Annotated in this window: 34 protein-coding genes and 1 tRNA gene; 30 read left to right on the top strand and 5 right to left on the bottom strand. The window is 63.4% G+C overall.

The features are described 5' to 3' along the window. Window positions 1-34 precede the first annotated feature (34 nt). From SH602x_RS24870 to SH602x_RS24855, 4 genes are all read right to left on the bottom strand, one after another. Entirely contained in the window at window positions 35-499 is a 465-nt protein-coding gene (locus SH602x_RS24870) for a hypothetical protein (protein WP_479474832.1), read from the bottom strand. 326 nt (window positions 500-825) lie between these two features. Continuing rightward, a complete protein-coding gene (locus SH602x_RS24865; RefSeq protein ID WP_479474831.1) occupies window positions 826-1,776 on the bottom strand; it encodes an AAA family ATPase in 951 nt (316 codons plus the stop codon). Continuing rightward, a complete protein-coding gene (locus SH602x_RS24860; protein WP_479474830.1) occupies window positions 1,773-2,843 on the bottom strand; it encodes a PD-(D/E)XK nuclease-like domain-containing protein in 1,071 nt (356 codons plus the stop codon). Before SH602x_RS24860 ends, SH602x_RS24865 begins: the two co-directional genes overlap by 4 nt. 736 nt (window positions 2,844-3,579) lie before the next feature. Beyond that, a complete protein-coding gene (locus tag SH602x_RS24855; RefSeq protein ID WP_479474829.1) occupies window positions 3,580-4,071 on the bottom strand; it encodes a hypothetical protein in 492 nt (163 codons plus the stop codon). A 131-nt stretch (window positions 4,072-4,202) separates the two neighbouring features. Between SH602x_RS24855 and SH602x_RS24850 the strand changes: the two genes are divergently transcribed. Further along, window positions 4,203-4,499, top strand: coding sequence for a hypothetical protein (locus SH602x_RS24850; protein WP_479474828.1), 297 nt, complete (start codon window positions 4,203-4,205; stop codon window positions 4,497-4,499). 91 nt (window positions 4,500-4,590) lie between these two features. On the opposite strand, the gene SH602x_RS24845 is transcribed toward SH602x_RS24850, so the two are convergent. Then, window positions 4,591-5,010 (bottom strand): hypothetical protein, encoded by a 420-nt coding sequence (locus tag SH602x_RS24845; RefSeq protein WP_479474827.1) that lies wholly within the window; start codon window positions 5,008-5,010, stop codon window positions 4,591-4,593. Between the two features lie 59 nt (window positions 5,011-5,069). On the opposite strand from SH602x_RS24845, the gene SH602x_RS24840 reads away from it, so the two are divergent. The 29 genes from SH602x_RS24840 to SH602x_RS24700 all read left to right on the top strand — a co-directional run bounded on the left by SH602x_RS24840 (window position 5,070) and on the right by SH602x_RS24700 (window position 25,099). Continuing rightward, entirely contained in the window at window positions 5,070-5,321 is a 252-nt protein-coding gene (locus SH602x_RS24840; protein WP_479474826.1) for a hypothetical protein, read from the top strand. 89 nt (window positions 5,322-5,410) lie between these two features. Further along, window positions 5,411-5,836 carry a hypothetical protein gene (locus SH602x_RS24835; protein ID WP_479474825.1) on the top strand — a complete coding sequence of 142 codons (426 nt, stop codon included), beginning with the start codon at window positions 5,411-5,413 and terminating at the stop codon, window positions 5,834-5,836. After that, the gene (locus SH602x_RS24830; protein WP_479474824.1) at window positions 5,833-6,036 is read left to right on the top strand and encodes a hypothetical protein; all 204 of its coding nucleotides are present in this window, start codon (window positions 5,833-5,835) and stop codon (window positions 6,034-6,036) included. Before SH602x_RS24835 ends, SH602x_RS24830 begins: the two co-directional genes overlap by 4 nt. Continuing rightward, window positions 6,033-6,341, top strand: coding sequence for a hypothetical protein (locus SH602x_RS24825; protein WP_479474823.1), 309 nt, complete (start codon window positions 6,033-6,035; stop codon window positions 6,339-6,341). The genes SH602x_RS24830 and SH602x_RS24825 overlap by 4 nt, the downstream gene beginning before the upstream one ends. A gap of 27 nt (window positions 6,342-6,368) precedes the next feature. Continuing rightward, on the top strand, window positions 6,369-6,776 hold the full coding sequence (locus SH602x_RS24820; protein WP_479474822.1) for a DUF1937 family protein: 408 nt from the start codon (window positions 6,369-6,371) through the stop codon (window positions 6,774-6,776). Window positions 6,777-6,798: 22 nt separating this feature from the next. Then, the gene (locus tag SH602x_RS24815; RefSeq protein WP_479474821.1) at window positions 6,799-7,041 is read left to right on the top strand and encodes a hypothetical protein; all 243 of its coding nucleotides are present in this window, start codon (window positions 6,799-6,801) and stop codon (window positions 7,039-7,041) included. Between the two features lie 213 nt (window positions 7,042-7,254). Beyond that, window positions 7,255-7,482: a carbon storage regulator gene (locus SH602x_RS24810; RefSeq protein ID WP_479474820.1), complete on the top strand. Its 228-nt coding sequence runs from the start codon at window positions 7,255-7,257 to the stop codon at window positions 7,480-7,482. A gap of 137 nt (window positions 7,483-7,619) precedes the next feature. Continuing rightward, the gene (locus SH602x_RS24805) at window positions 7,620-8,033 is read left to right on the top strand and encodes a RusA family crossover junction endodeoxyribonuclease (protein WP_479474819.1); all 414 of its coding nucleotides are present in this window, start codon (window positions 7,620-7,622) and stop codon (window positions 8,031-8,033) included. Window positions 8,034-8,058: 25 nt separating this feature from the next. Beyond that, complete coding sequence (locus SH602x_RS24800) at window positions 8,059-8,493, top strand: hypothetical protein (protein WP_479474818.1); 435 nt, start codon at window positions 8,059-8,061, stop codon at window positions 8,491-8,493. Between the two features lie 103 nt (window positions 8,494-8,596). After that, on the top strand, window positions 8,597-8,752 hold the full coding sequence (locus SH602x_RS24795) for a DNA methyltransferase (protein WP_479474817.1): 156 nt from the start codon (window positions 8,597-8,599) through the stop codon (window positions 8,750-8,752). A 31-nt stretch (window positions 8,753-8,783) separates the two neighbouring features. Then, a complete protein-coding gene (dnaB, locus tag SH602x_RS24790; protein WP_479474816.1) occupies window positions 8,784-10,247 on the top strand; it encodes a replicative DNA helicase in 1,464 nt (487 codons plus the stop codon). Window positions 10,248-10,289: 42 nt separating this feature from the next. Beyond that, entirely contained in the window at window positions 10,290-11,183 is an 894-nt protein-coding gene (locus SH602x_RS24785) for a hypothetical protein (RefSeq protein ID WP_479474815.1), read from the top strand. Window positions 11,184-11,535: 352 nt separating this feature from the next. Then, window positions 11,536-12,126: a hypothetical protein gene (locus SH602x_RS24780; protein WP_479474814.1), complete on the top strand. Its 591-nt coding sequence runs from the start codon at window positions 11,536-11,538 to the stop codon at window positions 12,124-12,126. 41 nt (window positions 12,127-12,167) lie between these two features. Continuing rightward, the gene (locus tag SH602x_RS24775; protein WP_479474813.1) at window positions 12,168-12,524 is read left to right on the top strand and encodes an urease subunit beta; all 357 of its coding nucleotides are present in this window, start codon (window positions 12,168-12,170) and stop codon (window positions 12,522-12,524) included. A 38-nt stretch (window positions 12,525-12,562) separates the two neighbouring features. After that, complete coding sequence (locus SH602x_RS24770) at window positions 12,563-14,596, top strand: terminase gpA endonuclease subunit (RefSeq protein ID WP_479474812.1); 2,034 nt, start codon at window positions 12,563-12,565, stop codon at window positions 14,594-14,596. Continuing rightward, window positions 14,578-15,009: a hypothetical protein gene (locus tag SH602x_RS24765; protein WP_479474811.1), complete on the top strand. Its 432-nt coding sequence runs from the start codon at window positions 14,578-14,580 to the stop codon at window positions 15,007-15,009. Before SH602x_RS24770 ends, SH602x_RS24765 begins: the two co-directional genes overlap by 19 nt. Before the next feature lie 275 nt (window positions 15,010-15,284). Beyond that, window positions 15,285-15,671 (top strand): hypothetical protein, encoded by a 387-nt coding sequence (locus tag SH602x_RS24760; RefSeq protein WP_479474810.1) that lies wholly within the window; start codon window positions 15,285-15,287, stop codon window positions 15,669-15,671. Next, window positions 15,668-16,516 carry a hypothetical protein gene (locus tag SH602x_RS24755; protein WP_479474809.1) on the top strand — a complete coding sequence of 283 codons (849 nt, stop codon included), beginning with the start codon at window positions 15,668-15,670 and terminating at the stop codon, window positions 16,514-16,516. Before SH602x_RS24760 ends, SH602x_RS24755 begins: the two co-directional genes overlap by 4 nt. Window positions 16,517-16,679: 163 nt before the next feature. Next, window positions 16,680-16,952, top strand: coding sequence for a hypothetical protein (locus tag SH602x_RS24750; protein WP_479474808.1), 273 nt, complete (start codon window positions 16,680-16,682; stop codon window positions 16,950-16,952). Further along, complete coding sequence (locus tag SH602x_RS24745) at window positions 16,952-18,637, top strand: phage portal protein (protein WP_479474807.1); 1,686 nt, start codon at window positions 16,952-16,954, stop codon at window positions 18,635-18,637. The genes SH602x_RS24750 and SH602x_RS24745 overlap by 1 nt, the downstream gene beginning before the upstream one ends. Further along, complete coding sequence (gene sppA, locus SH602x_RS24740; RefSeq protein ID WP_479474806.1) at window positions 18,634-20,010, top strand: signal peptide peptidase SppA; 1,377 nt, start codon at window positions 18,634-18,636, stop codon at window positions 20,008-20,010. Before SH602x_RS24745 ends, sppA begins: the two co-directional genes overlap by 4 nt. 61 nt (window positions 20,011-20,071) lie before the next feature. Next, window positions 20,072-20,440: a DUF2190 family protein gene (locus SH602x_RS24735; protein WP_479474805.1), complete on the top strand. Its 369-nt coding sequence runs from the start codon at window positions 20,072-20,074 to the stop codon at window positions 20,438-20,440. A 113-nt stretch (window positions 20,441-20,553) separates the two neighbouring features. Next, window positions 20,554-21,528 carry a hypothetical protein gene (locus SH602x_RS24730; RefSeq protein WP_479474804.1) on the top strand — a complete coding sequence of 325 codons (975 nt, stop codon included), beginning with the start codon at window positions 20,554-20,556 and terminating at the stop codon, window positions 21,526-21,528. Between the two features lie 115 nt (window positions 21,529-21,643). After that, window positions 21,644-22,012: a hypothetical protein gene (locus SH602x_RS24725; RefSeq protein WP_479474803.1), complete on the top strand. Its 369-nt coding sequence runs from the start codon at window positions 21,644-21,646 to the stop codon at window positions 22,010-22,012. Continuing rightward, window positions 22,009-22,536 carry a hypothetical protein gene (locus SH602x_RS24720; RefSeq protein WP_479474802.1) on the top strand — a complete coding sequence of 176 codons (528 nt, stop codon included), beginning with the start codon at window positions 22,009-22,011 and terminating at the stop codon, window positions 22,534-22,536. The genes SH602x_RS24725 and SH602x_RS24720 overlap by 4 nt, the downstream gene beginning before the upstream one ends. After that, a complete protein-coding gene (locus tag SH602x_RS24715) occupies window positions 22,533-22,904 on the top strand; it encodes a hypothetical protein (protein WP_479474801.1) in 372 nt (123 codons plus the stop codon). Before SH602x_RS24720 ends, SH602x_RS24715 begins: the two co-directional genes overlap by 4 nt. Window positions 22,905-22,912: 8 nt before the next feature. After that, a tRNA-Met gene (locus SH602x_RS24710) sits at window positions 22,913-22,986 on the top strand. Window positions 22,987-23,015: 29 nt separating this feature from the next. Next, window positions 23,016-24,041: a hypothetical protein gene (locus SH602x_RS24705; RefSeq protein WP_479474800.1), complete on the top strand. Its 1,026-nt coding sequence runs from the start codon at window positions 23,016-23,018 to the stop codon at window positions 24,039-24,041. A 101-nt stretch (window positions 24,042-24,142) separates the two neighbouring features. Continuing rightward, window positions 24,143-25,099, top strand: a complete 957-nt coding sequence (locus SH602x_RS24700; protein WP_479474799.1) for a zinc metalloprotease — start codon at window positions 24,143-24,145, stop codon at window positions 25,097-25,099. The last annotated feature ends 56 nt before the right edge of the window (window positions 25,100-25,155 follow it).

Below are 25,155 nucleotides of genomic sequence, written 5' to 3'. Positions count from 1 at the left end.
CTTCCCCTCCTAAGCGCCCTGATACAGAAGCCGCCTACTCGCCTTTAGCCGCTCGCATCTCCGCTTCGAGCTTCTTGACCCGCTCGACCTGATCTTTCGGGATCGAGATGTACGCCGGGATTCCGACTTCCGGTTCAGCGGGCGTGAACTCGAACGGAACCTGGAGCTTCGCGAGCGCCGCGAAACAATGTTCGATCGGATGCAGGCCGGAGACATCGACGCGATGCTCGCGCGGAGATGGATCGCCAGTAAACTCGCGATAGGCGTCGAATCCAGCGGCGACGACTGCCTGTTCTTCGTCCTCTTCGTCCATCACTCCGCAGCCGTCGAGATAGTCGCCCATCGGCTGCATGATGGCGTCCATCGACGCAAGGTCGTCCGCCGTGTATCCGCCAGTCAGCGGCTTCGATATGCGACGGCCCGCGCAGACGCACTTCAGAAAGTCGCCCATGTAATCGAGCGCCGCGTTCATCTTCGTGCCGACTTCGTTCAGTTCCATCATGCATTCCTTAGAAAGGGAGATCCTGATACAGAAGCCAGGCGTCTGCGATCCGCCAGAACGCGACCCCGGCGAAGTAGAAGATCGCGGCCAAGAAAGCCGTGTCGCGAATGAGGTAGTACATCACTTCGCCTTTCGCTTCGGCGGCTCCAATACCGGAAGCTCGCCCTTCGGAACCTGGTCAGGACGAAGGTGGGAAAACCACCGTCCGCATCGAGAACACGCTACCGACGGAACGCCCCGATAGCTCACTAGGACCGCGACGTGTCGCTCTCCCGAGGGACAAGTGTCGTATTCGACGAAGGAGAGATCGGGGCGTGTCATGGTCAGAAGCCCGTCAAGGCATCCTCGGATTCGACGTCGGCTTCGCTGAATTCGCCGCGGGCTTCAGCCTCGCGAAGCTGGTCTGCGGTGGTCGCTATCTCTTGGAAGTCTTCCATCTGCGGCTTCAGCGTTTCGCGATGAACCGGCGCGAGCGTCTTCCAGAACTCCCGGAAGGATTCGACGCCTTGCTGGGCATGACTCCGCGCCTGATCGGCCAGCGTCTCGGTCGATACCGTCACCTTCGCGCCGCCTGAGGCATAGGCCCGCAGAGCTTCGCCGGTCGCCTTGGTGATAAGGGAACCATTGGCCGGGAAGATGCTTTCCAGCGGCTTCGGAACCTTCATCGGACGGGCCAGGTGCGAGCCCTCTTCGATCATGGCCGAAAGGGTCATCTCGAACATAAAGTTCTTCTCGCACACCGGCTGGATGCCCTGCGACTCGAACGTGCTGCCGCCGTTCAGAACCTTCACCTTCTCGCGAGCCCGGAGGCAGAAGATCAGGTGCGCCCGGCTGGCGAGAATGCGGTTCATCCACGTCTTATGCTGGCGCTTCGGGATGATCCAGTTCAACTGCCCGGTCTTCTTGCTCTTGTTCTGTTCCGCGATGTCGTGACAGCCGCCGATGCCCTCCCATTCGTGGGTCGCGCTGTCGATCACGATGGTGTCGAGCCCGGCGCCCTCTGCTTGGTCCTGAAGTTTGATGTAGTTCTCAGGCGAGAAGGGCGACCGCATTTCCAGATACTCATAGCCTTGCGGGATCGCGGCCATGATGCCCGGATCGTCCGCGTAGGCTTCGCCGCGGCCCGCTTCGCAGTCGATGAATCCGATTCGACCGCCCGGCTTCGTGAGTCCAGCGGCGAGCATCAATGCGGAGTAAGTCTTTCCCGATCCACTGACGCCCGCGAGAGCGATCAGCATCGGGACGTGGCGACGGGCTGCTTTGCGGAAGGTCATACTTGCGAGTCCTGAGCGAAAACGAGTTGGGGCATGTCGTCGTCCTGGAGGAAACGGACCTCCGTTCTGTCTCTCCAGGGCCTGTCGCCGAACCGATCGACGCATTCGGCGTACTGAGCGATCCGGTCCTTCATCCACTCTTCGGCCTGCGACCAATACAGGTTCGGGCCGACGACGTTTCCGGCAGGGCGAAGCGACACGAGGTCCAGGTGGAACGGCTGGTCCGCCTGAATGAACAGGAACGCGAAAGCGTGCTCGCTCTCGGCGAATTCGGACAACCACTTCGCGGGCGGAGCGGCGCCGTAAATCGGCATGTCGTCGTCTAGCAACCGCTGCCGGCAGAGTTCGCGAATCCGCGTGTAGACCACGGCCTGACGCCAGTAGCCGCGATAGTAAATCTCGCGATTGACGGACGACTTCCACGGTTCGTTGCCTCGCGGCGTCAGCGTCTTCGGGTCGAGCGTCGCGCGGGTCTTCACCCAATCCATGCGGGCCTTCAGCATCACGCCCGTCTCGGGGTCGCGAACGAAGAAAGAGACCTCGGGGTAGCCGTTGGACAGCGTCGCCTTCACCTTCGGGTCGTTCTCGATGATGGACGACAGTTCGTTCAGCTTCGCGAGTTCGGCTTCGCTCAGGCGGCCACGGCCTTCGTTCGCCGCTTCCCATTCCTCCAGGACGCGATCGAAGATCGGCACGTCGCAGCCGGCAGCGATGGCCCGCTCGATCAGTTCCGGCTTCGTCCCGCCGACCTTCTCGCCCTTCGCCTTCAGCCACGCCTTGACGTCGTCGTGCGTTCGCAGGCATCCTTCGTAGTTGCCCGGCTTCGGCTTCACCGCGTACCGCTCGCCGAACGTGTCGGGCTCCAAGAGAAACGCATGGACGATGCGGCCCCAGCGGCAAGCGTCGCCGTCTTCTTCGAACACGCCTGGCTGCTGCGAATGCCAGTAGGAGAGCGGGCTTTCGGCGAGCCGCTTCATGCCGGAATGCGAGAGCGCTTTCGCGGCGTGATATTCGCCAGCGGGAAGCCCGAAGTAGATGCCCTCGAAGATTCGGTCGTCAGCGATCATGGTTCAATTCCCTCGTCGCGATAGCATCTTTCGTAGTTCCCGTTTGCACGCAGCACAGTTCAGCCGATGCTCGTCGCTTGCTTCGTATAGCCGCGTCTCACACTCCCATCGTCCGCATATAGAACGGCTGCCCCTGAAGTAGTGAGCGCGAAGGGATCGGTCGGGCCAACCCCATCCGTTGGCAGCCCGTTCTCCGTCAGCCAGAGCAGTCGGTCCTTCCACCACTTCGCATTCGCCACCGCCCGGTCGTGATCCATCTTCGCCGTGCACACCTTGCATCTAACCTGCCTCCCGTCGCGGCTGGTTGACTGCCTATGAAATGCGTCGAGCGGCTTGAAGTCGCCGCACGCAACGCAGCCGCGGCCGCCTGGATAGAGATTAAATTCGTCGCTTAGGTGCTTGAGGTGTCCATGGCGTGAATTGCATCCGAAGCAGATCAAGCCGAAAGTCCCGTCGTTGTAGTGCTGAAGGCTTATGACCTGCCGGTGGTGGGGCGCCTCGCGGCCGGTCCAGTACATAGCCTCCTCGCAGTGCGGGCAACGCATGTCCGGCGGCACCATAAGCTCTAACTGCCGAATCTCAGGCACTGACTTGCCGCGGCTTCTGGCGGTGCTTCGCATGTGGCGAAAGCGATAGTGCTTTGCACACTTCGCGCTATACCGGAGATCGTGCGTTGCAGCGGAACCGCAACGCTCTCCGGTATCGGTGCGCGCGCAACACAGGCGAGGCAAAGGGTTCATGAGGTTTCGATCGCGTATGAGGCTTCGATCGTGTTGCTGAAGCACTCCCGCACGCTGCCCAGCACCAGTTCCGCCGTCCACTCGCGATCGACGCCGATGCAGTCCTTCGCCTTCACCGGGATCGCCGAGAACCTGAAGAACCGGACCCGCAGGAGGTAGTTCTTCCGCTCGGGCCGGTCCTCCACCGCGAGTCGCATTCGCCGGTCGAACTCTTCGCGCTCGACGTAGGGCCGCTCGTGCTCGTGCGTGTCGATGTCGATCGCGACCAGCCCGCGAAGCACGTCGTCCGGCTCCGGATTCCGCTCGCGGTTCTTGCGGAGAAGCTGCCGATGCTCGCGGTCGAGCTTCAGGAGGTCCGCGTTGGCCGTGTCGAGCGAGAGCTTCAGGTCATCCTGTTCGACGATCAGTTGCCGGTTCTTCGCGGCCGGGTCCAGCGAGATGCGGCGAAGCTCTTCAGTCGACGCGACGGGGCTTTCGATCGTGCTCATGCGATTCCCTCCGAAGTGACGTTCGTGAAACAGCGGCGCCCGAATGCACCTAAGCCGTTGCGGGCGAAGTCTTTGAAAATCCGACCGATCCGAGGGCGCGCGGCGCTCGTAGGACGTGGCGGAGTTTTTCCGTGGAACTAGGCGAACATCCCGGCAGCGCTGACAGCGCCGGCCCTAACGCGACAGGACATTCGGCAAAATGGATTGAAAGCGCACAGGCGATCAGCATTAGTACCGTCATCGAGGGCAGGACGATGAGGCGTAGAAAGCGGAAGCGGGCGACGTTAGAGATTCGCGATCCGACCGGCAGGACGATCGATGCGAGGCGGCTCCCTAAGCGTGAGGCCAAGTCCGCGGCGAAGGCGTTCGACCGCAAGGCGAGAGAGGAAGGCGTTGAAGCGTTCGCGGTCGTCATCGCTTGGCCGTGACCAAATGCAGAAAGGCGTGAGAGCCGATTGCCCCCACGCCTTCGATCATAGGAACCTTGAAGATTCCTGTCAAACAAACTTTCTAAGTAATTCAGCCCTCTTCGTCGAGAATCTGACGCAAAAGCCGCTGGGCCTTGGCTTTGTTAATTTCACGCCCGAGCTTCTTTTCGAACTGCGCGTCGAATCGCTCCTCTAGCTCAGCGAGGAGCTTTGGCGCCATCGACAGGATGAACTTCACCCGGAAGTCAGGGCCTAGTTCGTCCATGCGGGATGCCGCCTGGAGCATCCGGAACTGCATTTTCGCGACCCTTTCGACGAACTCTCCAGCGAACTGCCGCACATCGGCGGCGTTTCGAGCGGGGTTCGCTTCCTTGTCGAACGTGCCTCCCTCAGATTTCTTCTTTCGTGCCATGCGACGGGGGTAACTGCTTTGCGATCGGGAAGTTGTGGATGCACCAACTCCCTTCTCGCCTCCCCGCACGCTGAATCGTAGTCCGAAAAAGGCTTGCACTCCAAGAACCTTCTAGATACTCTTTGGGAGAATCTTCAAGGTTCCATTGGAGCGGCAACATGGCCGAAGGACTGGCGAAGCAGGGGCGGAAGCAGACGTACCCGATCAAGGCGCTGCTGCGAAGCGCGGTGTCTGGACGCTGGGTGAAGGTCCGCCGCGGGGTTCACTTCGGCGACGCGACTCGGATCGCGAGCGCTCAGTCGTACCTATACGACGCTGCCAAGGCGTTCGGCCTGAAGGCATCCGTCGAGGTCGAAGACAACGACACGCTCCGCGCGAAGTTCTACCGGGAAGCGGAGGTTGCATCGTGATCGCCTCCCCTCGCAAGCGAGCCCGTCGCGGTTCCCTAAATGTCCGGCAGACGCCCGAACGTCATCGCGCTTACAAAGCGTGGGGCAACATGCGGCGGCGATGCCTCGATCCGACATGCGACCGCTATGCGATCTACGGCGCCCGCGGCGTTTCGATCTGCCCTGAGTGGGTCGACGACTTCGCCCGGTTCTATGCCGACCTTGGCCCGATGGCCGAAGGAATGTCGCTCGAACGTGTCGACGTGAACGGCGACTACTGTCCCTCGAACTGCTGCTACATCCCCCGCGGAGAGCAGTGGAGAAACCGCCGAACGACCGAGTTGTTCGAGCACGACGGGCGCCGGCTCGCGTTGACGGAATGGGCGAGAGAACTGCCGCTCTCGCTTCAGACGCTTCGCCTCTGCGTCCATGAGCGGGGCATGTCGATCGCCGACGTGATCGCGATGGGCAAGCCTCGTCGCGGTCGTCCCCGCAAAGCCGCCCCCGGCGATCTCTCGCAGCAGGAGGCGAAGTGAACGGCGACCAGCTTCGCGAACAACTTCGCAAGGCCCTTCGCGACATCGATCGTTCGCGACTGACCAGCGTTGACAAGAAATTGATGCTCGCCAACGGGCTTCGCGAGTGGCGTGAGGCGATGCGGCGACACGCTCCGACGGACTTCATCACCGGCGTTTTGCGGATGCACGCGATCGAAGAGGAGACCGGCAGGACATGACCACCGCCGACGTCTGCTCACGCTCCCGCGGCGCCTCGACTTCCGTCGCGGCTTATCGCGACAGTTGCGGCCACCATCAACGAGACCGCGACCTGATCGTCGCTTACCTCGCGGAGCATCCCGAAGGCGTCATCTGCGACAAGCTCGCGGAAGTCTGGGATCGCCCGCAAAACACCATCTCAGGCCGCTTCAAAGAAATGGAACGTGCCGGGCTGATCCGCAAGAACGGCGAACGTCGCGAGACGCGAACCGGATCGAAAGCGGCGGTCTGGATTCTGGCGCCGAAGCCGGGAAACCTCTTCTGAATCACGTCGTTCATCGAAAGCCCTCGCATGTCTCGCAAGCCGCTGGTCTACCTCGCGTCGCCCTATTCGCATCCGAACCAGCACGTTCGCGAGCAGCGTTTCGAGCAGGTCTCGAAGATCGCCGCCGACGTCCTTCTCGACGGCTACCTGCTGCCGTTCTCGCCGATTGCCCACAGCCATCCGATCGCCGTCCACGGCCAGATGCTCGAAGCGATGACGAACGCATGGGCGGCATGGCAGGAGCTTGACCTTGCGTTCATCGACCGCTGCGACGCGCTCGTCGTCGTGCAGCTCGAAGGCTGGGATAAGTCGGTCGGGGTCGCTGCCGAAATCGACTACGCCCGTTCGCGAAGCATGGCGGTTATCTACTTCCATCCGGAAACGATGCCCGTGAGCGACCTGCGGAACATCGCGACGTTCGTTCCCGCTCCCTGATCTTTCACCGAACGGAATCGCTGTGGTCGCCGTCCCGCTTGCCTCCCCGAACTACGAAGCCTTCGCCCGGGCGATCCTCTCCGACCTCGGCCACGAACACCCTTCGCCGATGCTCGTCGACCTGGTCGAAGCGGGCATGAAAGCCGGCATCGCGAAGGCTATCCAGGACTTCCGGGCGATTCGTTCGGAGGCGGACCCGATCGCGGATGCCGGGGATGCGATCACGAAGGCGAAGCTCGCGGCGGGTGCGTGCGACCCGGGCTGAATGTCGAAGTTCGAACTGACTGAGACTTGGAAGTGACGCCGGGGCGCGGTTGCCCCGGGTGATGGATCACAGCAGGAACGCCGGAGTGCGGATTGAGGGCGGCTCTCGTGAGTCGCCAAACGGATTGGTGACCGGGGGCCGGGCAATTCCGCTCGGCCCCCGAGGTCACGCCAGAAACGGCGTTTCAGCACAACCAGAGGGAAGGGTTACGTCATGCTCGTTTTGTCCAGGGTCGAGTCGGAAAAGATCGTCATCAACGACGAGATCACGATCACCATCGTGCGAGTTTCCAACGGGAAGGTGCGAGTCGGAATCGACGCGCCCCGCGCGATGTCGGTGGACCGGGAGGAGGTTCGCAACGCCAAGCTCCGGAACCCTCATCCGAAGTCGCGAGACGCGGCCGAACGCACGAACCCTCGTGCTCCCGATCGGGCCGCGTGAGTCATCATCCGTCGCGCGATCGGGTTCATGCCCGGTCGCCGGCGTGCGGCCTGTCCCAAACGCGGCGGGGCCGGTTTACCCGTGACGGGGCACGCGACCCCGCAGGCCGCATTTCATTCACCGACGGAACGGAATCCATGCGTCTCGTCTACCGCCTTCCGCAGCCACCGTCCGGTAATCGTCAGTCGCGAACCGGCAACGGCCATCACTACACGCCGAAGCAGATCAAGGCGTTCCGCGAATCCGTCTTCGTGGACGTGCTTGAGCAGGGCCGACCGTCGCAAGGCCCGATCGAACACCCGGTCGGAATTATCGTTCGCCTGGCGGACGTGCGGGGCGACCTAACGAACCGTTTGAAGTGTCTCGAAGACTCGCTGACCTATGCGGGCGTCTGGGCCGACGACAAGTTCGTGCGGGCGCAGCAGAGCTTCTACGACTCGACCATGCCGAAGGGGCGCTGCGTGATCGTGATCGCGGACCTGAGAACCCATTTCATCGAAGCCGCGAAGGTCGCGTTGGACCTGGCGAAACGAGTGAAGGCGACCGCGTAACTCTCCTCTCCGAAGGGATTCGCCAATGAGCGTCGAACAATCACCCATCCACCGCCGCCCGATGCAGGCGCTTCCCACGAACACCCGCCGGGTCCGTTCCGAAGGCCCGAAGCGCTCCGCCCGGCGGCCGCTGATGACCGTCGAGGAATCGAACGCCTACCTGCGAGCGAACGCCGCGAGCATGACGACCGGCGACCTGGCGCTCGCGATCGGCGTGACGGAGCCGGAAGTACGCAAGCGCTGTAAGGCGATCGGCGTGGAATGGCTGCGCCGTATACCGGGCGTCCCCGCGGAAAAGGTCGCCGAACCGGATTACGAGCCCGCGCCGCTTTCGGAAGGCGAACGACTCGAGGCCCCGGTCGGCACGATCGACCGCGTCGCCGAACTGCGGAAGCGGATGGAAGAGGGCAAGGAATTGTTCAGCCAGGCGGATCGCCCGCGAAGTAGCTGGGGAGATTAGGAATGAGCGACGTTCAGGAAATCCCCCTTCCCGGCGGCCGACTGCTGATCGGCGACGTACTCGACGGTCTGGCGATTCTGCCGGATGCGTCGCGCCGTGCGTCGTGCTCGACCCGTTCATGGGCAGCGGAACGACGGCGGCTGTCGCGTTTGAACATGGCCGACGCTGGGTCGGCATCGACCTGAACCCCGATCACGCGAAGCTCGTCCGGAAGCGGCTCGTCAAAGCCCAGCCGCGACTCGCGATGGAAACCGCCTGAGACCCGCACGAAGCGACCGGAAGGAATCGAAATGGCACGAACTGAAACGAAGACCGCGAACCCCGCCGACATGCCCCTGCCGTCCAATCTGGACGCCGAAGAGGGGGTGCTCGGCAGCCTGATGATCATGCCCGAGTCGATCGACGAAGTCGCGTCGCTCCTCAAGCCGGCAGACTTCATCGACGAGTCCCACCGCCGCATCTATTCCGCCATCGCGGATATGTACGGCGACGGGAAGAAGATCGACCTGACGTTGCTCGTCTCCGAACTCCGGCGCCGCAAGCAACTGGACGAGATCGGCGGGCACGCGAAGCTCGCCAGGCTCGCGAGAGCGGTCCCGCATTGCTCCCACCTGGTCTATTACGCCAACCTCGTGGTCGAAGAGGCGATGCGTCGATCGCTGATCGAAGCCTCTTCCGAAACGATCCGCGACGTCGTCGACCAGAAGGATCACGCCCGGGCCATTTTGACGGTCGCGGAAGGCCGGCTCTCCGCTCTCGCGGAAGGGCGCCAGGTCGCGAAGGCCGAAACGATCAAGGAAGTCCTGCACCAATCGATCGACGCTGCGGAACATCGCAAGGCCGGGAGCTCCGACGACGGTTGCGTTCGCACGGGCTTTAGCGCTTTCGACGCCATGACCGGCGGGCTTCGCGCGGGCGAACTGGTCATCCTCGCCGCTCGTCCGTCGATGGGTAAATCGGCCTGGGCCCTGAACGTGGCGACCAACGTCGCGACCGGAGACGACGAAAGCGATTCGCGGCCCGTCGTGCTCTTCGTCAGCCTCGAAATGTCGAAGGTCGAAATCGGGATGCGGATGCTGTCGAGCGAAGCCCGCGTCGACGGCCATCGCCTGCAGCGCGGCACGTTCAACGACGACGATCGCCGACGGATCCAAGAGGCGTTCGGGCGAATCGCTCCCGCCGGGCTCTTCGTGGAGGACGCCCCCTACCGCACGGTCGCGTCCGTCTCCGCCGCGGCCCGCCTGCTCAAGCGTCGCGAAGGGTCGCTGTCGCTGATCGTGATCGACTACCTGCAACTGATGGAGGCGGACGACCACAAGATTCCGCGCGAGCAGCAAGTCGCCCGGATGACGCGGCGCCTGAAGGGGCTCGCCCGCGACATGAAGGTTCCGGTGCTCTGTCTCGCGCAGCTCAACCGGCAGACGGAGCAGGGGGGCAATAACCGCCCGCGACTCGCGCATCTTCGCGAATCGGGAGCGATCGAGCAGGACGCCGACGTCGTGCTCTTCGTTCATCGGGAGGAGTATTACCTGCCGCCCGGGAAGGCTCGCGAAGAGGTCGCCGGCCAAGCGGAGATCATCGTCGCGAAGCAACGCAACGGACCGATCGGCGAAGTCAAGCTCGCCTGGTCGCCCAGTTACACGCGGTTCGACACGTTCGCGGAGAAACGGCATTCGGAGTTCGACGAGTACAACCGCCGGGACGAAGAAGAGCAGCCGGTCGGCGGAAGCTTCGATGCGAGCATGTGGGACTGAGGACTGATCGGCAACAGGGACGTAGGGAAGGATTCGACGATCATGGCTGGTTGGTTTCCGATGGACCTGGACCTACAGGACAAGCCCGAGTTTCTGCTGATCCAAGCGGAACTCGAAATCGACGCTGATCTGCTCGTCGGCAAGCTCTGGAAGTTCTGGGGCTGGTTCGATGAACAGACGACCGACGGCTTCATGCCGAAGGTCTCCGCGAAGATCATCAACGCCAGAATCGGCGTTCCGAAGTTCGCGGAATCCCTGATCGAAGCCGGCTGGCTGATCATCGACGCGGATGGCGCCAAGATGCCGGGCTTCGAAAAGCGGCACACGGTGTCGTCCAAGAAGCGGCTCGCTAACGCCCGGAGGCAGAGGGAGTTCAAGGCGAAGCGTGCGAAAGACGACTCGGATAACACCCGAGCGTTACCCGAGCGTTACCCGAGCGTTAGCGAACCGTTACCTACAAGACAAGACAAGACATTACATCCTTCCGCCTCCCTACCCTCCACCGCATCGGAGCGCAAGCGAGAGGCGGCGGCGGCGGACAAGGCCTTCGTTGAATCGCTTCCTGATGAATGGAAGCCCGCTGTTTCGGCGGTCCGCGGGAGCCGTGCGAAACTTGCGAACCATGCCATCCGGATCGCCGTGGAGTCAGGTTACGACCCCTCGCGTGTGGTCGAAATCGTCGAGATTGCACGCTCCCATCGGGGTCGGTTCGCGAATCCTCGCGGCGCTCTCGTCGACCGCCTGACTACCTCCGGGCCGGAAGTTCCTGTGCGAGAAGGCTGGTCAGTGGACATACCTGGAGACGTGATGCCGAGGCCTCCGGACATCGAACGCGAGCGGGAAGACCTGATCGCCTCCATCATGGCCCGCGACAAGTGCAGCCCGGGCGAAGCGGCGACCATCGCAGACCGGCAGTTGGCGACGGCAGCACGCTAGTCCAGTTCCCCGAAGACTACACCGCATAAAAACTTACGGCGATTCTCAGGAGCTTCCCAACGCATGACGACCGCACATGGAATCCCCATGACCCAAACGAGTTATCCACATACAATGTTGCGAGTTACCCACACAAAAATCGGGGTCCTTCCGGGGCCAACTCGTGCAGTGCGGCGTAGCCGGGGTAGCACGGTTTTTGCAGATACACAATCTGAAACCCGTGTAAGGATGATTTTGCGTGGCCCTAGAAAATCGCCTGACGCGTTTCGATTGAAAACGGGCGTCATCAGCCGCGATTTGCGTTGCGTGCGTCCTAGGGCTTCTCTCGCGTCCGTCTCTCAGGGGCTTTAGCGTGGCGAAACCGCCTGGGAGTCGCGATCAGACCACGCTGCGGAACCGCGCGAAGCGTGCGGAGGTTCGTGAGCAGGCGCTGGGGATCATTCGTTCGATCCCGAAGTCGCTCTATATCGAGATGAGCGGTCGCCAGTCTCGGACGCTGAATGAGCAGGCTGAGACGTACGGCATCCCGGTCGGCGGCGAGAAGATCGATCTTTCGGCGGTCGTTCGTTGGATCCACGACACGTTCGGGAAGCACGGGCAGAAGCTGGTCCCGCTGATCGGGAGGGGCCGTCGCCAGTCTCGCGACATTGACGACGAGTTGTTCGGCGACGAGGCGGAGGACGGCGACGGCGACCTTTGGCTCGCGAGGTGTCGGGAGAAGAAGTCGAAGCTGCTTGATCTGGAGCTTCAGCAGAAGGAGGGGGCCCTTGTCCCGAAAGCAGAGATTCGCGAAGTGCTGGACCGGTCTGCGGGCGTGATCAGTCGGCTGATCGAAGACCTGGAGCGTAAGTTCGGGCCCGACGCGGCGGACCTTGCGGAGAAGGCGTTCGACGGGCTTCAGCGAGAGATTGCATCCTCATTCGGCGAATCGGAGGCGGCATGAGAATCGGGCGATGGAGGCAGCGAGACGGACGGGAAGCAGTCGTGCGATGCCCGTGGCGAGAGTACGACCATCTCTGGTACGGCATCAATGCCGACGGCGAAGCGACGGTCTGGCGGAACGACGGGAGGCGGTTCATCTTCGGCTTTCGGCGGGACTTCAATGACGACCTGACCGGCGGCTTTATCCCTGATGGTCCTTCGCCGGACTTACGGGACCGCATCGCGCAACTGGAATCGGAGGTTGCCAAGCAAAAGGCTGAACTCGAAGGGCTCTATGCCAGCTTCTTCGAGGAATGCGAACAGGGGAGGGCCGCTCGCGACCGCGTTCAGCAACTGGAGGCCGACGAACGGGATGCCGACGTCGTTCTTCCGGGGCGCAACTGGTACGACTACCCATGACGCTCTCCCGCCGATCATTTCTTGCCGCCGGCGCTGCCATGGCCTCTGTCCCGCTCGTTAGGCCCGACGCTCTCCGGCAGGAGATTGACCGGTTCTTTCGCCAGGCACGGGCGCCGCGACTACGAACGCTTCGCCAATTCGCGGAAAAGGAGATCGTGCTACCGGAGGGTCCGTTCGAGAACCTTCCCTTTCGCGTCTCGCGTCAACCGGTTTCCGGGCTCTGGTTCGACGCGATCGATTCCGGTCGGTTCAATCGCTTCGCGTTCACGGCGCCCGTTCAATTCGGTAAGACGCTTGCCGGCTTCGTCATTCCGCTGCTCTGGCACTTATTCGAGGTCAAGGAGACCGTGATCGTCGGCGTGCCGACCATGGACGTCGCGGGCGACAAGTGGCAAGAGGAGATCCTTCCCGTCATTGAGCGCTCGCGGTATCGGGACCTGCTGCCGACGCGGGGCGCCGGGTCTCGCGGGGGCGGCAAGCTGGAGTCTGTTCGGTTCGGCAACGGTGTCACGCTGAAGTTCATGTCGGGCCAGGGCGGCGACGAGAAGCGGTCGGCATTCACTTCTCGCGTTGTCGTCGTGACGGAAGCCGACAAGATGGACGAGGCGAGCGGGACGAGCCGAGAGTCTGACCCATTGCGGCAACTGGAGAACCGCACAAAGGCGTTCGACGACCGGAAGCGGATCTATCTCGAATGCACGACATCGATCGATACAGGCCGCATCTGGCAGGAATACACGAAGGGATCAGCGTCGCGAATCCTGTCGCCGTGCGTTCACTGCGGGGAATGGGTCGCCCCTGAACGCGAGCACTTCGTCGGATTCGAGGACGCTGCGGACGCGATCGAGGCTGGCGAGAAGGGGCGGTTCTGCTGCCCGTCCTGCGGTGAGGCGCTCACCGACCCGGAACGACGGAAGATGGTCGAGCGGTCGGCCCTCGTCCACGGTCAGCAGACGATCGGCAGCGACGGCTCAGCGACCGGAGATCCCCCGCGGACGCGTACACTCGGGTTCCGGGCGTCGGCCTTCCATAATCTGTTCTGGTCTCAGGACTCGATCGCGGAAGGATGCTGGAAGCGAGACCGCGCGGAAGACGAAGAGAGCGCCGAACGCGAGCTGACGCAGTTCGTGTGGGTCAAGCCATACATACCGCCGAAGCAAGATCTAACGCCGCTCGTGATCGACGAAGTGATTCGCCGGCAGAGCGACTTCGGCGAGGGGCAAGTTCCCGACGACGTCGAATTTCTGACGCTCGGCTGCGACGTCCAGAAGTACCGGCTGTATTGGACTCTGGTCGGCTGGTCGGACCTGCGGCCGTACGAGATCGAATACGGACAAGTCGAGTTGCCTACCAAGAGCTTCGGCGTCGAACGGGCTCTCGCGGTCGGGTTCGCGGAACTCTGGGACAAGTCGATCGGCGTAGGCTGGACGAACCTCAAGACGGGCAAGACGTTTCACCCGGCATCGATCTGGATTGACGCCCAGCACTGGACTGAGACGGTCGAGGACTTCTGCCGGTCGCATGCGCCGATCGCGAGAGCGTGCCACGGTCGCGGAACGTCTCAGTACGGGCTCCAGCATTACGGGCGGAAAACGACGACCGGGAAGGCGACCGTCTTTCAGGGAGAGCAATACCATCTCCAACAGAACGACGTGTCGCGGCTGTACGAAGCGATCATCAACGTCGATCACTGGAAAAGCGAAGTTCACCGCTGCCTTGAAACCCCGCGACGCGAGATCGACCGGGAGTCCGGACAGTCGACGGCGGTCGAGGCTCGGGGCAGCTTCCTACTGCACAAGGCGGGCGTGAACGAACATCGAACCTACGTGAAGCACCTGACTGCGGAAAAGCAGGTCGAGGACTTCGTGAAGGACCGCGGCATGGTCCTGGTCTGGAAGCAGATCCGGAAGCAGAACCACTGGCTCGATTCGACGATGCTCGCCTTCGCGGCGGGCCACTTCTGCGGCTGGCGCCCGGGCGGAATTGTTCGACCCGACGCGGCGCCTGCCCCTCAACCTTCCCAGCCCGGGATGAAGCTACCCGGCGGGCGACCTTGGATCCCACGGAGATGATCACGATGGTGAAGAAGCAGCAGGGCGGCGCTACGATGGAACGCGGAACGCTGCCGGGAGAAGCGGCGGACGAGCATTTCCCGGCGATCGCGCCGCGGGAAGCGTCGGTGCGGGAGATGCCGATCGCGACCATGTCCGAACTGGTCGTCGTCGCGGCGACGTACACGCCGGAAGCGGTCGCCGAACTCCGCGCGAGCGGGCATCAGTTCGCGGGCGTCTGGCCGGGCTCGTCGCTGAACATCAAGGTGAAGCTCAGCCAGGAGGATTCGGACACGTACCGTCGGCTTTATCTGGCGCTGAACCGTTCGAACGCTCGGCTCGCGAACGGCGACCACGTCGGCAGCAGCGCCGATACGCTGCGGTGGATGATGGAGCGGCTGACGGAAGAGGTCGACGAAAGGGCGGGAGCATGACGGAGAAGCGACCAATCGAAGAAATGACGATCGGCGAACTCCGGCGGGCCGGCCCGGAATCGCTTCAGGAGGCGATCGACTGCATCGACGATCGGATTCAAAAGGCAAGGGACGCCATGGACCGTGAACGATTCCTCCGCCTACTGATCGACGGCGAGGTTATCGAGACAGACGGGCGATTCTTGGATCCGGAATCCGTTCACATCCGTCCCGACGATCGTCCGTCGGCGTAGGTAGAATCGGCGTGTCGGGACTCAATCGCGGGGGCGGGGGATATGATCACAACGAACACGGACTACACCAGCAAGCAGATCAGCGATCGCCTGAGGCATGCGGTCGGGTACATGCTCGGGGAGCGATTCGACAAAGGCCGGATGTACGTCCAAACGTACGTGACGGAGCCGAAGGGCCTCGGCGCTAGCACGACCAGCCGGGTGATGCTGGGATTTGGGGTCGACGATCCCGACAGCAAGCCGTTCGGTGTCGAATTTGAGCTGCGGGGCTGGGATATGGCGAAGTCCGTCGTCGAACGCGCCGAAGCCTTGGCGGAAGGCGGGAGCGTCAAGTCGCTCGTGATCGACGACGAGGCCGTTCGGATCGGGCGGTTCGTGGAGTTTGTTCGCGACGCGATCAATCCGCATGCGAAGGCGGTGAAGGCATGAGCACGGGCAGTAACTGGATCGAGTCGGCAGTCCGGAATATTCGCAACGCGCAGTGCGCTCGCCTGGAAGCCGACTGCATGGAAGGCTGCGCACGCTGCGGATCTAGCCTGACTGCCGCTGGCATTCCGCTGCCGGGAGCAACTATCGTCTCTGTCGATGCGGGGCCTGACGGCTTGCCTCGCGCGCCGCGGCCTTTCTGCGGCCTCTGCCTGGAAGAACAGCCCCAAGAATGCCGCGACATCATCGACAGCGGGCGTCCGCTGCGGCATATCCATGAAGCGCTCTGCGGCGCTCTCGATCCGGTGCAGGTAGCCGAACAAGAGCGGGACGCGATACTTGGCCGCGTCCCCGAATCGACCATCCGCGGCCAGCGCCTTGCCGTCGAATACCTGAACGTCCTGACCGACCAGACGGAGGACGTGCTGAAAGAGCACGGCGAGAACGGCGTCGGCGGCTTTCTTCAGGCGATGGAGAAGGGGCTCGATCGGATTCGCGCGGCGTACGGCGTGGAGGAGCCGCCGCTTTACACCGACGAAGAACTGGCGAAGATCATCGCCGGCAACGCCAAGTTGTTCCTGTCCGACGGCCCGAAGGTGAACATTCAAGCGTTGCTGGACGGCGAAGGGATCGTCGTGAATGAACATCCCATCGACCCCGAACGCGTTCGCTTCGTCGCTAGCGGCGGTCGCATTGACCGCATCGAAAACGGGCGAGCCTACATGAACGGCGTCCTGCTGGGAGACATCGTCGGGCCGATCACGATCACCGATGGCGATTACGAAGTTGTCCAGCCTTACCTCGGGATGGTTGTTCCCGCCGGCGCAAATCCCGCGCCGAACCCGTGAAAAGTCCTGCATGGCCGCTATGTCAAAGGACTTTCGAGACATTGAAGACGCGTCGATAGACTACGTGTAAACGGTTCGGAATGATGCGTGCGTAGGGCATCGCTTGCCCTGGCTGAAACGCGCACGCAGGCGAACCGAATTGGCGATCACGAGCGACAGCGCGTTGGGTGAGGTCCAGAAGGAGTATCTGGATACGCTCGACTATGCGGCATCCGCCGACGCCGCTCTCGCTGCGCGATTCGTCAAGGCCGCGAAGTTCCTTCTCGTGATGATGCCCAAGCGGGCCTCACGCGAGAGCGAATCGGCAGAGTGGGACCTGGACGGCATCCGGGCGGCGCTCAACGAGGCGAACGCCTGGCTCGTCGTCAACGGAACCGCCAATCCGAACGCCGCCCCGTCCGTAAAGTACCTCGTGCCGGGGAGCTTCGGACGCTGATGGTAGCAACCCGCAATCGTCGCGGCGGCGTGAACTCCGATCTGATCGACGCCCTGGCCGACGTTCGTGCCTCGTGGGATGCCGCTCGTCCGTCGGTCTATCGGCGGACGCGAACTGGCATGGCGGCACAGGGATCCGGGGCCGACTACCACTACCGCAACGAATCCGACTTCCTGCGGATCGTCGAAACCTCTCGCGATTTCGAGCGGAACGATCCTGCCGTCGGCCAAGGTCTCGCCCGCGTCGCCGATCAGATCCAGGCCGAGAACTTTCAGGTCGAGCCGAAGACGGGCGACCTGGGAGTCGATGCCGATCTCTTCGCGATGTGGGAGGAGTGGGCGAACGACCCGAATCGCGCGGACATTCAGGGCGAGCGGACGTTCGGCGACATGGCCCGGGCGGCGTTCGTTCAGCCGCTCTACGAGGGCGACATCCTCTATGTCGGCACGGAAGAGGGGTCGCTGCAGGGCTTCGAAGCCCACCGCATGCGGACTCCGCTGAACGCGGTGAAAACCGATCCGGCGACGGGCAAGCCTAGACGGGCCATCGTTCACGGCGTCGAAATCGATCAGTTCCGCAAGCGGACGCACTACTGGGTCACTAACGACGACATCGACCCGAACGCCTTGTTTCGGGACATGAACAAGGCGACCCGGTACGTCGCTCGGGATGACGACGGCGACCTTCAGGCGTTCCACGTCTACAGCGTGGCGAAGGCTCGCATCAGCCAGACCCGCGGCATCTCGGCTCTCGCGCCGATCGCCGACATCATCGACATGGGGGACGACCTCCGCTTCGCCAAGCTAGTGCAGGCGAAGATCGTCTCGTGCATCGCGATTCTCCGCGAGCTGCCGGAGAACAAGTTCAACCCGAACGGCTCGCCGATGTCGGGCAGCGGACCTCTCGCCGACACGCGATACGGCGCCCGCACGACTGACCGCGACGGTCGCATCATGGAGGAGTTCGCCCCCGGCGCCGAGATCGTCGGTCGCCCGGGCGAAAAGCTGATCGGGTTCTCGCCGGACGTTCCGAACGAGAGCTTTTTCCAGCATTCGAACATGCTGCTGACGTTCGTCGCGATCAACCTGAACCTGCCGCTGATCGTGCTGATGCTCGATTCGACGGCGACCAACTTCAGCGGTTACCGCGGCGCTCTCGACATGGCCCGCGGCTCGTACGGCCGCATGCAGAAGGGGCTCGTCAATCGGTTTCACAAGCCGGTCTACATTTTCAAGCTGAAGCAATTCCTCAGCGAACCGGGCAACGCGGCCCTGCGCGCGGCCTATCAGCGTCTCGGGCGGAAGAAGTTCCTCAATCACGAGTGGAACGCCCCGGGCTGGCGATACATTCAGCCGACCGAAGACGCCGCCGGCGACATCCTGCAGGCCCGCAACGGCCTGAATAGCTGGCGTCGCATCCACGCCATGCGCGGGCAAGTGTGGGAGAAGGTCGCGGTCGAGATTATTCAGGACAACGACACGATCATTCGGCACGCTCTTCGGGCGTGGAACGAACTGCGGAACGATGCCGAGTTCGCGGAGATCGTGAAGGAAACCGGGATCACCTGGGAGACGTTTATCTCGCTCCCGACGCCGGACAGCGTCAAGGCCTCGATCGCTCTCGGCGGACCTGAACCCGCGACGGCCGCTTCGACTTCTCGCAAGCCGCAGGAGGCCGCAGCGTGACCGAAGACGCTATTGATCTGGCGACGCACCTGGCTGCGATCGACGCGAGCGCTTCCGGCGTTCTGTCGTTCGACAGGGACGGCCTGTTGCTCATGGACGAAGAGCACGCCCGTCGCGTCATCGCCGAATGGGCCCGCGGACTTGCCGACGATCGAAGCCACGACCCTCAGTCGTTCTTCGGGTTCGGCGGCGCTCCAGTTCATGCCGCTATGGACGTGACGTCGCAAGGCGTCGCGATCGTGAAGCTGCACGGAACGCTCGCGATCAACGGCGATCTGCGATGGGGCGTCGCATCGACCTCGGAAGCACAGCGACAACTGGCTCGTGCGACCGCCGACTCCGAAATCCGGGGCATCCTGGTCTCCATCGACTCGCCCGGCGGCATGGCCTTTGGTAACTACGAACTGTCGGAGGCGATCACGACAGCGCGTCGCGCGAAGCCGACCTGGACGCACGCGAATAACGTGATGGCGTCTGCCGCGTACTGGAACGGCGCCCAATCGGAAAAGGTGTTCGCCAGCGAAATGGCGAGAGTCGGCGGCATCGGCACCTACATGGCCGTTCCCGATATTTCCAAGGCTCTTGAGCGGGCTGGCGTGGAACTGAAGGTCTTCAAGGCCGGCAAGTTCAAGGCCATGGGCCTTCCGGGGACTGAGATCACCGAGGAGCAGGCGGAACAGTTCCAGGCTTACATCGAAGCGATCAACGAATATTTCCTGAAAGGCGTCTCCAAGGGTCGGGGACTGCCGATCGCTGATGTCCGCGAATTGGCCGACGGGCGGGCTCACCTCTCGCGGAAGGCTCTCGAACTAAACCTGATCGACGGCGTCCAGTCGCTGCCGCAGACGCTCGCCCAACTCTCGAAACTCGTTTCCACCACTTCCGTCGGCAGGAGCAAATCCGCCATGTCAGTCGAAACCGGCCCTGTCGCCGCCACCTTCCAGGAACTGAAGCAGACGTTCCCGCACGCGGACTCCAGCTTTCGCGAGAAGTGCCAGGACGCGGGCATGACGCTCGCGCAGGCGCAGACCGCCTACATGAACGACCTGCATTCGCAGCTTTCGGCTTCGCAGAAGGAATGCGAGACGCTGACTGCGAAGAACGCCGACCTCGAAAAGCAGCTCGCCGAAGCGAAGGCCGCGAAGTCGACGCGTCCCGGAGTTCCCGCCCTGGCCGACAGCGGCAATCCGCAGCCGGAGCAGAGCGGCAACGCCGTCGAGGCGTGGAACGCCGCCGTCGCCGCGAAGGTCACGGCGGGCATGCCTCAGTGGGAAGCCGCGAAGGCGGTCGCCAAGGAACAGCCCGAACTTCGTCAGGCGTTCATGGACGCCACGTCGGCGATTCCGCCGAAGAGCCGCGATCGACACCGCTAACCGCAAGCCTAATCGGCTGGCGAGTTCATACATCCCGACCACTGACCAGAGGATCTAGATCATGGCGCGCATCGACGCCCGTTCGCGAACGTTTCTTGTCGGCTCCGGCGGCGTCACCGCAAACCGCCGGGTCAAGCTCAGCAGCGGAGTCATTACCCTCGCGGGGGTGAATGAACGCTGGGTCGGCGTTGCGGAGAACGACGCCGACGAAGGGCAGTACGTCGCCGTCATGCTCCGCACCAAGGAAGGGACGATCGAGATGGTCGCCGCCGCGGCGATCACGACTTCCGCTCGCGTCTACGGCGCCGCGTCCGGAAAGATTTCGTCTACGTCCACGTCGGCGATTCCGATCGGTCAGGCCCTGAATGCCGCGGCCGGAGACGGATCGATCGTCGAGGTCCTGGTGGACGAATCGGCGCTCGGAAGCTGACCGCCGCCTGAAGAATCAACCGCGTCGCCGGAAGTGGGGAGCTGGCGGCTTTCGAGTGCAGCGAGTCCGAATAACGAAACCTTCCAGCTGGTTCCTGGAAAGCGAAAAGGGGCATGCCCGGTCCGGCCAACTCTACCGCGATGGAAATCGCCCGCCAGGATCTGGCGGCCACTCTCATGCCGTTCGATCTCGCGATGGATCGAGCGGGGTTCATCGGCCTGAAAGTGCTTCCGGTGTTCAACGCCGGCAAGCCGTTCGGACGCTTCCCGAAGGTCGAGCTGTCGTACCTGCTCGAAAACCGGGAAACCCGGCGGGCTCCGAAGGCCGGCTACAGCCGGTCCGACTGGAAGTTCACGAGCGACAACTTCGAGACCTACGAAGATGGAGCTGAAGAGGTCATCGACGACAAGGAAGCGGAGATCTACGCCGACTTCTTCGACTTCGAGACGATCTCGGCGGAGCGTGCTCGCGACGTGATTCTCCGGAATCACGAGAAGCGAGTCGCCGACATGCTCTTCAACGAGACCAACTTCACCGCGACGTCCATCACGAACGAATGGGACGACTCCGCGAACGCGACGCCCATCACGGACGTCGAAGCGGCGGTGCGGCGAGTGTGGGCTCGCACGGGCCTCTGGCCGAACGCCCTGATCATCAACCGGCACGTTTTCCGCAACTTGCGGCTGTCGGCTCAGGTCCAGGCGGCGATTCAGAGCGCCGGCGCAGGCGACGCGACGAAGGCGACGGACATCAACGAGCAGATGCTCGCGAGCGTGTTCGACCTGGACTACATCTTCGTCGGCGACGGCGTTCGCAACACCGGCGGAAAGGGCGACACCGCGACGATCGGCAAGCTCTGGTCCGACGAGTACGCGATGGTCGCCCGCGTCGCCACGTCGACCGACCTTCGTGAACCGGCCCTCGGTCGCACGTTCCACTGGGCCGGCGACGGTTCGGTACTGGGCGGCGTGGTCGAAGAGTACCGCGAAGCGCACGTCCGCGGCAGCGTCATTCGCGTCCGTCATGAAGTTGGCGAGAAGCTGCTGTTCGCGGGCGCCGGCGACCTCCTGAAGAACATCACGACCTGATTCGTGATGCCCTAGTCCCTTCGCAAGCCCGGTTTGGTCCGACCCGACCCGACAGGAACCAGCCGGCAAGGACCGCCGGGCTTGCGTCTCATAAGTCCCCTTCGTCGTGCGCCCGATGCCGTCCGTCTTCGACAGCCTGTTCCGCGGACCCATGACGGCGCTGCATGCCGTCCATGCGGAAGCCGTTTCGGTGCAGGCAGTCGGCGACAGCGAACCCCGCACGATCCAGGCCGTCTGCCGCTTGGACGGCGAGTTCGCGAATCAGGGCATGATGGCCGACGGGAAGAACGAAACGCTCTTCGTCGGATGCGACCGCGACGCGACGACCGGCATCGCCGAAGCGGCACGGACCGAGACGAAGCTCTGGTACGACGACGACGAACGGCCCTTCTCGTATTCGGGCCAACAGCAGAACGTGCGTGCCGATCGCTGGACGCTCGTCTTCAAGCGTAAGCGTCAGGAACGACAGGGGGCCCGCGAATGACCGGCTCTCTGCACACCGCGATTACGGCCCTGATGGCTCAACTGGCCGCGGCTCCGGCGTTCGCCGAACGCTGCGAACTGAGCGAGGAAGAGCCGAACGATCCGACGAAGCACATCTACTTGGACGAAGCGCTCGTCGGCGATGGCGACGAGGCGTACGACAACACGATGGACAAGCGGCGCCCGTTCGCCGTGATCGTCGAAGGCGAAGACGGCTTTCAGCAGGTCAGCCAGGGGCCCGGCGTCGGCATGGTCGGCGTCGGTTCGCTCTACGTCCTGTTCACCGACATCGCCCGCGATACGGACGATCCCGACCAGCCGAACGCGTCGAAGCTCGACTTCGTGTCGTTCGTCAGCGCCACGGTCTCGTGGATCTCCCAGAACAACGGGACCGGGTCGTACCTGACGCCCTGGTCGAACATCACGCAGCAGGAAAGTTACGCCCGCACGCCGCTTGAGGACCGCGGGGACCAGGACCACTGGACTGCGGTCTACAGCTTTCAATACGGAGTTCCGAACACGTGAGCACTGCCCTGACGATTCAGCCCGTCATCTCGATCGACCTCGAATGGATCCGCCTTCGCGCGGGCGAGTTCGGCCAGACCGCCGAAGGCCTGGCGAAGCTGACGCCGTTCACGGAGATCGACGACGTCGCGGCCCGCTTCCTGGTCGCCCTGTCGAAAAGTCCGGTCCTGTGGGACTGGTTCGCGACCGACATCGTCGCTCGTTACGGATCCGGCCTCGCGTTCGCCATGGACGCGTCCGACCCGATGCTCATGCGGGCGGCTGAAGCGGCGGAAGTCTCGCCGGAGAAGTTCGTCGAATACATCCCGGCGATTCTCGCGATCTTCGAAATCGTCGCGCAGATCCTGAAGCGGCGCCGCGGAGGCTGAACCCTACTCGCCGCGTAGAGCAGCCGGGTAGCTCGTCGGGCTCATAACCCGAAGGTCGCGGGTTCGAATCCCGTCGCGGCAATTTCAACTCTTCCCTCAGGTCGAAAACCCATGATCCGAGTCGCCCTCGTTTACGCCGCGTTCTTCGCCGTCGGTCTCGTCTCGTGCTCGGCCATCTACGGTCAGGCTCTCGATTTTAAGGTCGACGGCCCGACCGAAGTCCTCGAAGGGGACTACGTCGAGCTGACGGTCATGTTCCCGGAAGGGGAGAACGTCAAGGCGAACGTCGACTTCGCCCCGCTGGACGAGACCGATTTCGGCGTGCATCCGGTCGGCAAGGAACGCGTCGCTGACGGCAAGCTGGTCGTCGACGTCGTCGGGCGGAAATGCACGTTCTCGGCACGCTGTGCGGGCGAACGGGAGATCGTCGTCTCCGCGTCCGTGTTCGCCCTGGTCGACGGCTTCCCGATCCCGAAGACGATCCATCACAAGATCCGCGTCACGGCGAAGCAGGGGCCGAATCCGCCGCCTGCTCCCGAACCGCCGACGCCTCCCGCGCCGAAGCCCATTCCGCCGACCGATCCGGACGACGACCTGGGCCCTTGGGTTCCTCTGCCGGGGGCGTCTGCTCCCGCTCCCAGCGACGACATCGAGAAGATCACGAAGATCCTCGGCAACATGCTCGATCGGCTGGAGGCCTTGGAGAAGCGATCGACCGCCGTCTCTGTCGCCGCGCCGGCCGTGGTCGAGGGGACCGCCAAGCCGGCCGCCGTGCCGGTCGTCGCGAAGCCCGCTCCCGCCATCGTGGACGTCAAGCCGGGCCACTGGTCGGTCGCCTCTGCATCGAACGTCTGGCGTCCCTCCAAGGCCGAAGCGATCGCCCATCTTCGGCAGACGCACGCTGCGACGGCTCGGCAGCACGAACCGCTCGAATCGCTGTCGCTCGACCAGATCCTGACGCTGCACGACGACGCGCACGAAGGCCGGGTGCCAGTATCGCGGGCCGTCGTCAGTTCGCCCGTGAGCGTCTACACGCAGCCCGCAGTGATGCGTTCGGGCGGCTGTCCCGGCGGCGTTTGCCCGACTCCCTCGCGGTCCTACTCGACGGGCCGCGGCATCTTCGGGTGGAGGCGGTAATGGACCACGGACTCGCCCTTCAAGTTGCAGTTCTCGTCGGCGTAGTCGTCGGCGCGGCGGTGACGATGGTTTGCTTCGCCTTCCACATGCGGATGCGGTAAATGCCCACGCTCGACGAACTGATGGTCCGCTCGCGGATCGAAAACGCCCATCACGCGACCGTCTCGGAGATCGTGCGGCTCGGTTTCCGCGGCTCGCTCGATCCCGAGGAAGCCGAGCTCGCCATCCGCAGCGGGCGAATCGACGACGAGACCGAACAGGAGGTCGTCGCCGAATACCAGCGGTTCTGGAAGCCCGATCTCGATTCGCTCGCCGAGCGGACGTACGGACGCGAAGCGAAGGTCGACGGCGTGATCGGCCGCGTGACGCTCGACAGCGTCCTGAACCGCGTTTGCGGCGTTCCCGATCGGCAGTACGCCGACGACGGGACGCTCGTGAAGATGGACGCGAAGTGGCCGGACTCGTGCCTCAACGACGTCGGCTTCTACCTCAACGAAAGCCGCTACGGTTCGGGCGGTCTGCCGTTCGCCGAGTTCAAGGCCCAGTTCGCCAAGGCGCTCGCGCACATCACGTCTTTCGCGAAGCTCGGCTTCAAGCTGACGGAGGACCGGGCGTCGGCCCGCATGTTCGTCGATTTCGAGCGGCTGGGAGGCGGGACGCTCGCCTGGTCGCATCTGGCGAATAACTCCTGCTCTCAGAAGCAGCAGCGCTACAGCCGCCCGTCGACCTGGAACGCTCACTACGCCTTCCTCGTGCAGGTCCACGAGTGCCTGCACGCCGCGGGCTGTCCGCACACGCCGGGCAACTACGTGATGAACCCGTCGATCGTTCCGAGCCTGAAGGGCATGACGCCGCGCGACGTCCAGAACCTGCTCAGCCAGGGCTACGAGAAGGCCGACCCGACGCCTGAGCCCGATCCTGAGCCGAAGCCTGAAGATCCGACGGATCCGACCGACCCGCCCGGGAAGAACGTCCGCGTGCGCGTCGAACTGAAGGACGGCAGCGTGCTCAGGGCGAGCGACATCAAGCGGGTCGTCACCGACGTCGACCTGGTCTGACCCATGCGGCTCCCGACTCCCGAAGAGCGACGACGCGAGATGGACGAAACGCTGGA

It is taken from the genome of Lignipirellula cremea, assembly GCF_056501455.1.
Note: the sequence above shows the minus strand (reverse complement) of the source record. Positions and strands in the feature narration are given on the sequence as shown.

Excerpts from the sequence above, each read along its gene's own strand:
- SH602x_RS24870 (WP_479474832.1), bottom strand. The coding sequence starts at position 499 with ATGGAACTGAACGAAGTCGGCACGAAGATGAACGCGGCGCTCGATTAC.
- SH602x_RS24865 (WP_479474831.1), bottom strand. The coding sequence starts at position 1,776 with ATGACCTTCCGCAAAGCAGCCCGTCGCCACGTCCCGATGCTGATCGCT.
- SH602x_RS24860 (WP_479474830.1), bottom strand. The coding sequence starts at position 2,843 with ATGATCGCTGACGACCGAATCTTCGAGGGCATCTACTTCGGGCTTCCC.
- SH602x_RS24855 (WP_479474829.1), bottom strand. The coding sequence starts at position 4,071 with ATGAGCACGATCGAAAGCCCCGTCGCGTCGACTGAAGAGCTTCGCCGC.
- SH602x_RS24840 (WP_479474826.1), top strand. The coding sequence starts at position 5,070 with ATGGCCGAAGGACTGGCGAAGCAGGGGCGGAAGCAGACGTACCCGATC.
- SH602x_RS24835 (WP_479474825.1), top strand. The coding sequence starts at position 5,411 with ATGCGGCGGCGATGCCTCGATCCGACATGCGACCGCTATGCGATCTAC.
- SH602x_RS24825 (WP_479474823.1), top strand. The coding sequence starts at position 6,033 with ATGACCACCGCCGACGTCTGCTCACGCTCCCGCGGCGCCTCGACTTCC.
- SH602x_RS24820 (WP_479474822.1), top strand. The coding sequence starts at position 6,369 with ATGTCTCGCAAGCCGCTGGTCTACCTCGCGTCGCCCTATTCGCATCCG.
- SH602x_RS24810 (WP_479474820.1), top strand. The coding sequence starts at position 7,255 with ATGCTCGTTTTGTCCAGGGTCGAGTCGGAAAAGATCGTCATCAACGAC.
- SH602x_RS24805 (WP_479474819.1), top strand. The coding sequence starts at position 7,620 with ATGCGTCTCGTCTACCGCCTTCCGCAGCCACCGTCCGGTAATCGTCAG.
- SH602x_RS24800 (WP_479474818.1), top strand. The coding sequence starts at position 8,059 with ATGAGCGTCGAACAATCACCCATCCACCGCCGCCCGATGCAGGCGCTT.
- dnaB (WP_479474816.1), top strand. The coding sequence starts at position 8,784 with ATGGCACGAACTGAAACGAAGACCGCGAACCCCGCCGACATGCCCCTG.
- SH602x_RS24785 (WP_479474815.1), top strand. The coding sequence starts at position 10,290 with ATGGCTGGTTGGTTTCCGATGGACCTGGACCTACAGGACAAGCCCGAG.
- SH602x_RS24770 (WP_479474812.1), top strand. The coding sequence starts at position 12,563 with ATGGCCTCTGTCCCGCTCGTTAGGCCCGACGCTCTCCGGCAGGAGATT.
- SH602x_RS24760 (WP_479474810.1), top strand. The coding sequence starts at position 15,285 with ATGATCACAACGAACACGGACTACACCAGCAAGCAGATCAGCGATCGC.
- SH602x_RS24755 (WP_479474809.1), top strand. The coding sequence starts at position 15,668 with ATGAGCACGGGCAGTAACTGGATCGAGTCGGCAGTCCGGAATATTCGC.
- SH602x_RS24745 (WP_479474807.1), top strand. The coding sequence starts at position 16,952 with ATGGTAGCAACCCGCAATCGTCGCGGCGGCGTGAACTCCGATCTGATC.
- SH602x_RS24735 (WP_479474805.1), top strand. The coding sequence starts at position 20,072 with ATGGCGCGCATCGACGCCCGTTCGCGAACGTTTCTTGTCGGCTCCGGC.
- SH602x_RS24730 (WP_479474804.1), top strand. The coding sequence starts at position 20,554 with ATGCCCGGTCCGGCCAACTCTACCGCGATGGAAATCGCCCGCCAGGAT.
- SH602x_RS24725 (WP_479474803.1), top strand. The coding sequence starts at position 21,644 with ATGCCGTCCGTCTTCGACAGCCTGTTCCGCGGACCCATGACGGCGCTG.
- SH602x_RS24720 (WP_479474802.1), top strand. The coding sequence starts at position 22,009 with ATGACCGGCTCTCTGCACACCGCGATTACGGCCCTGATGGCTCAACTG.
- SH602x_RS24705 (WP_479474800.1), top strand. The coding sequence starts at position 23,016 with ATGATCCGAGTCGCCCTCGTTTACGCCGCGTTCTTCGCCGTCGGTCTC.
- SH602x_RS24700 (WP_479474799.1), top strand. The coding sequence starts at position 24,143 with ATGCCCACGCTCGACGAACTGATGGTCCGCTCGCGGATCGAAAACGCC.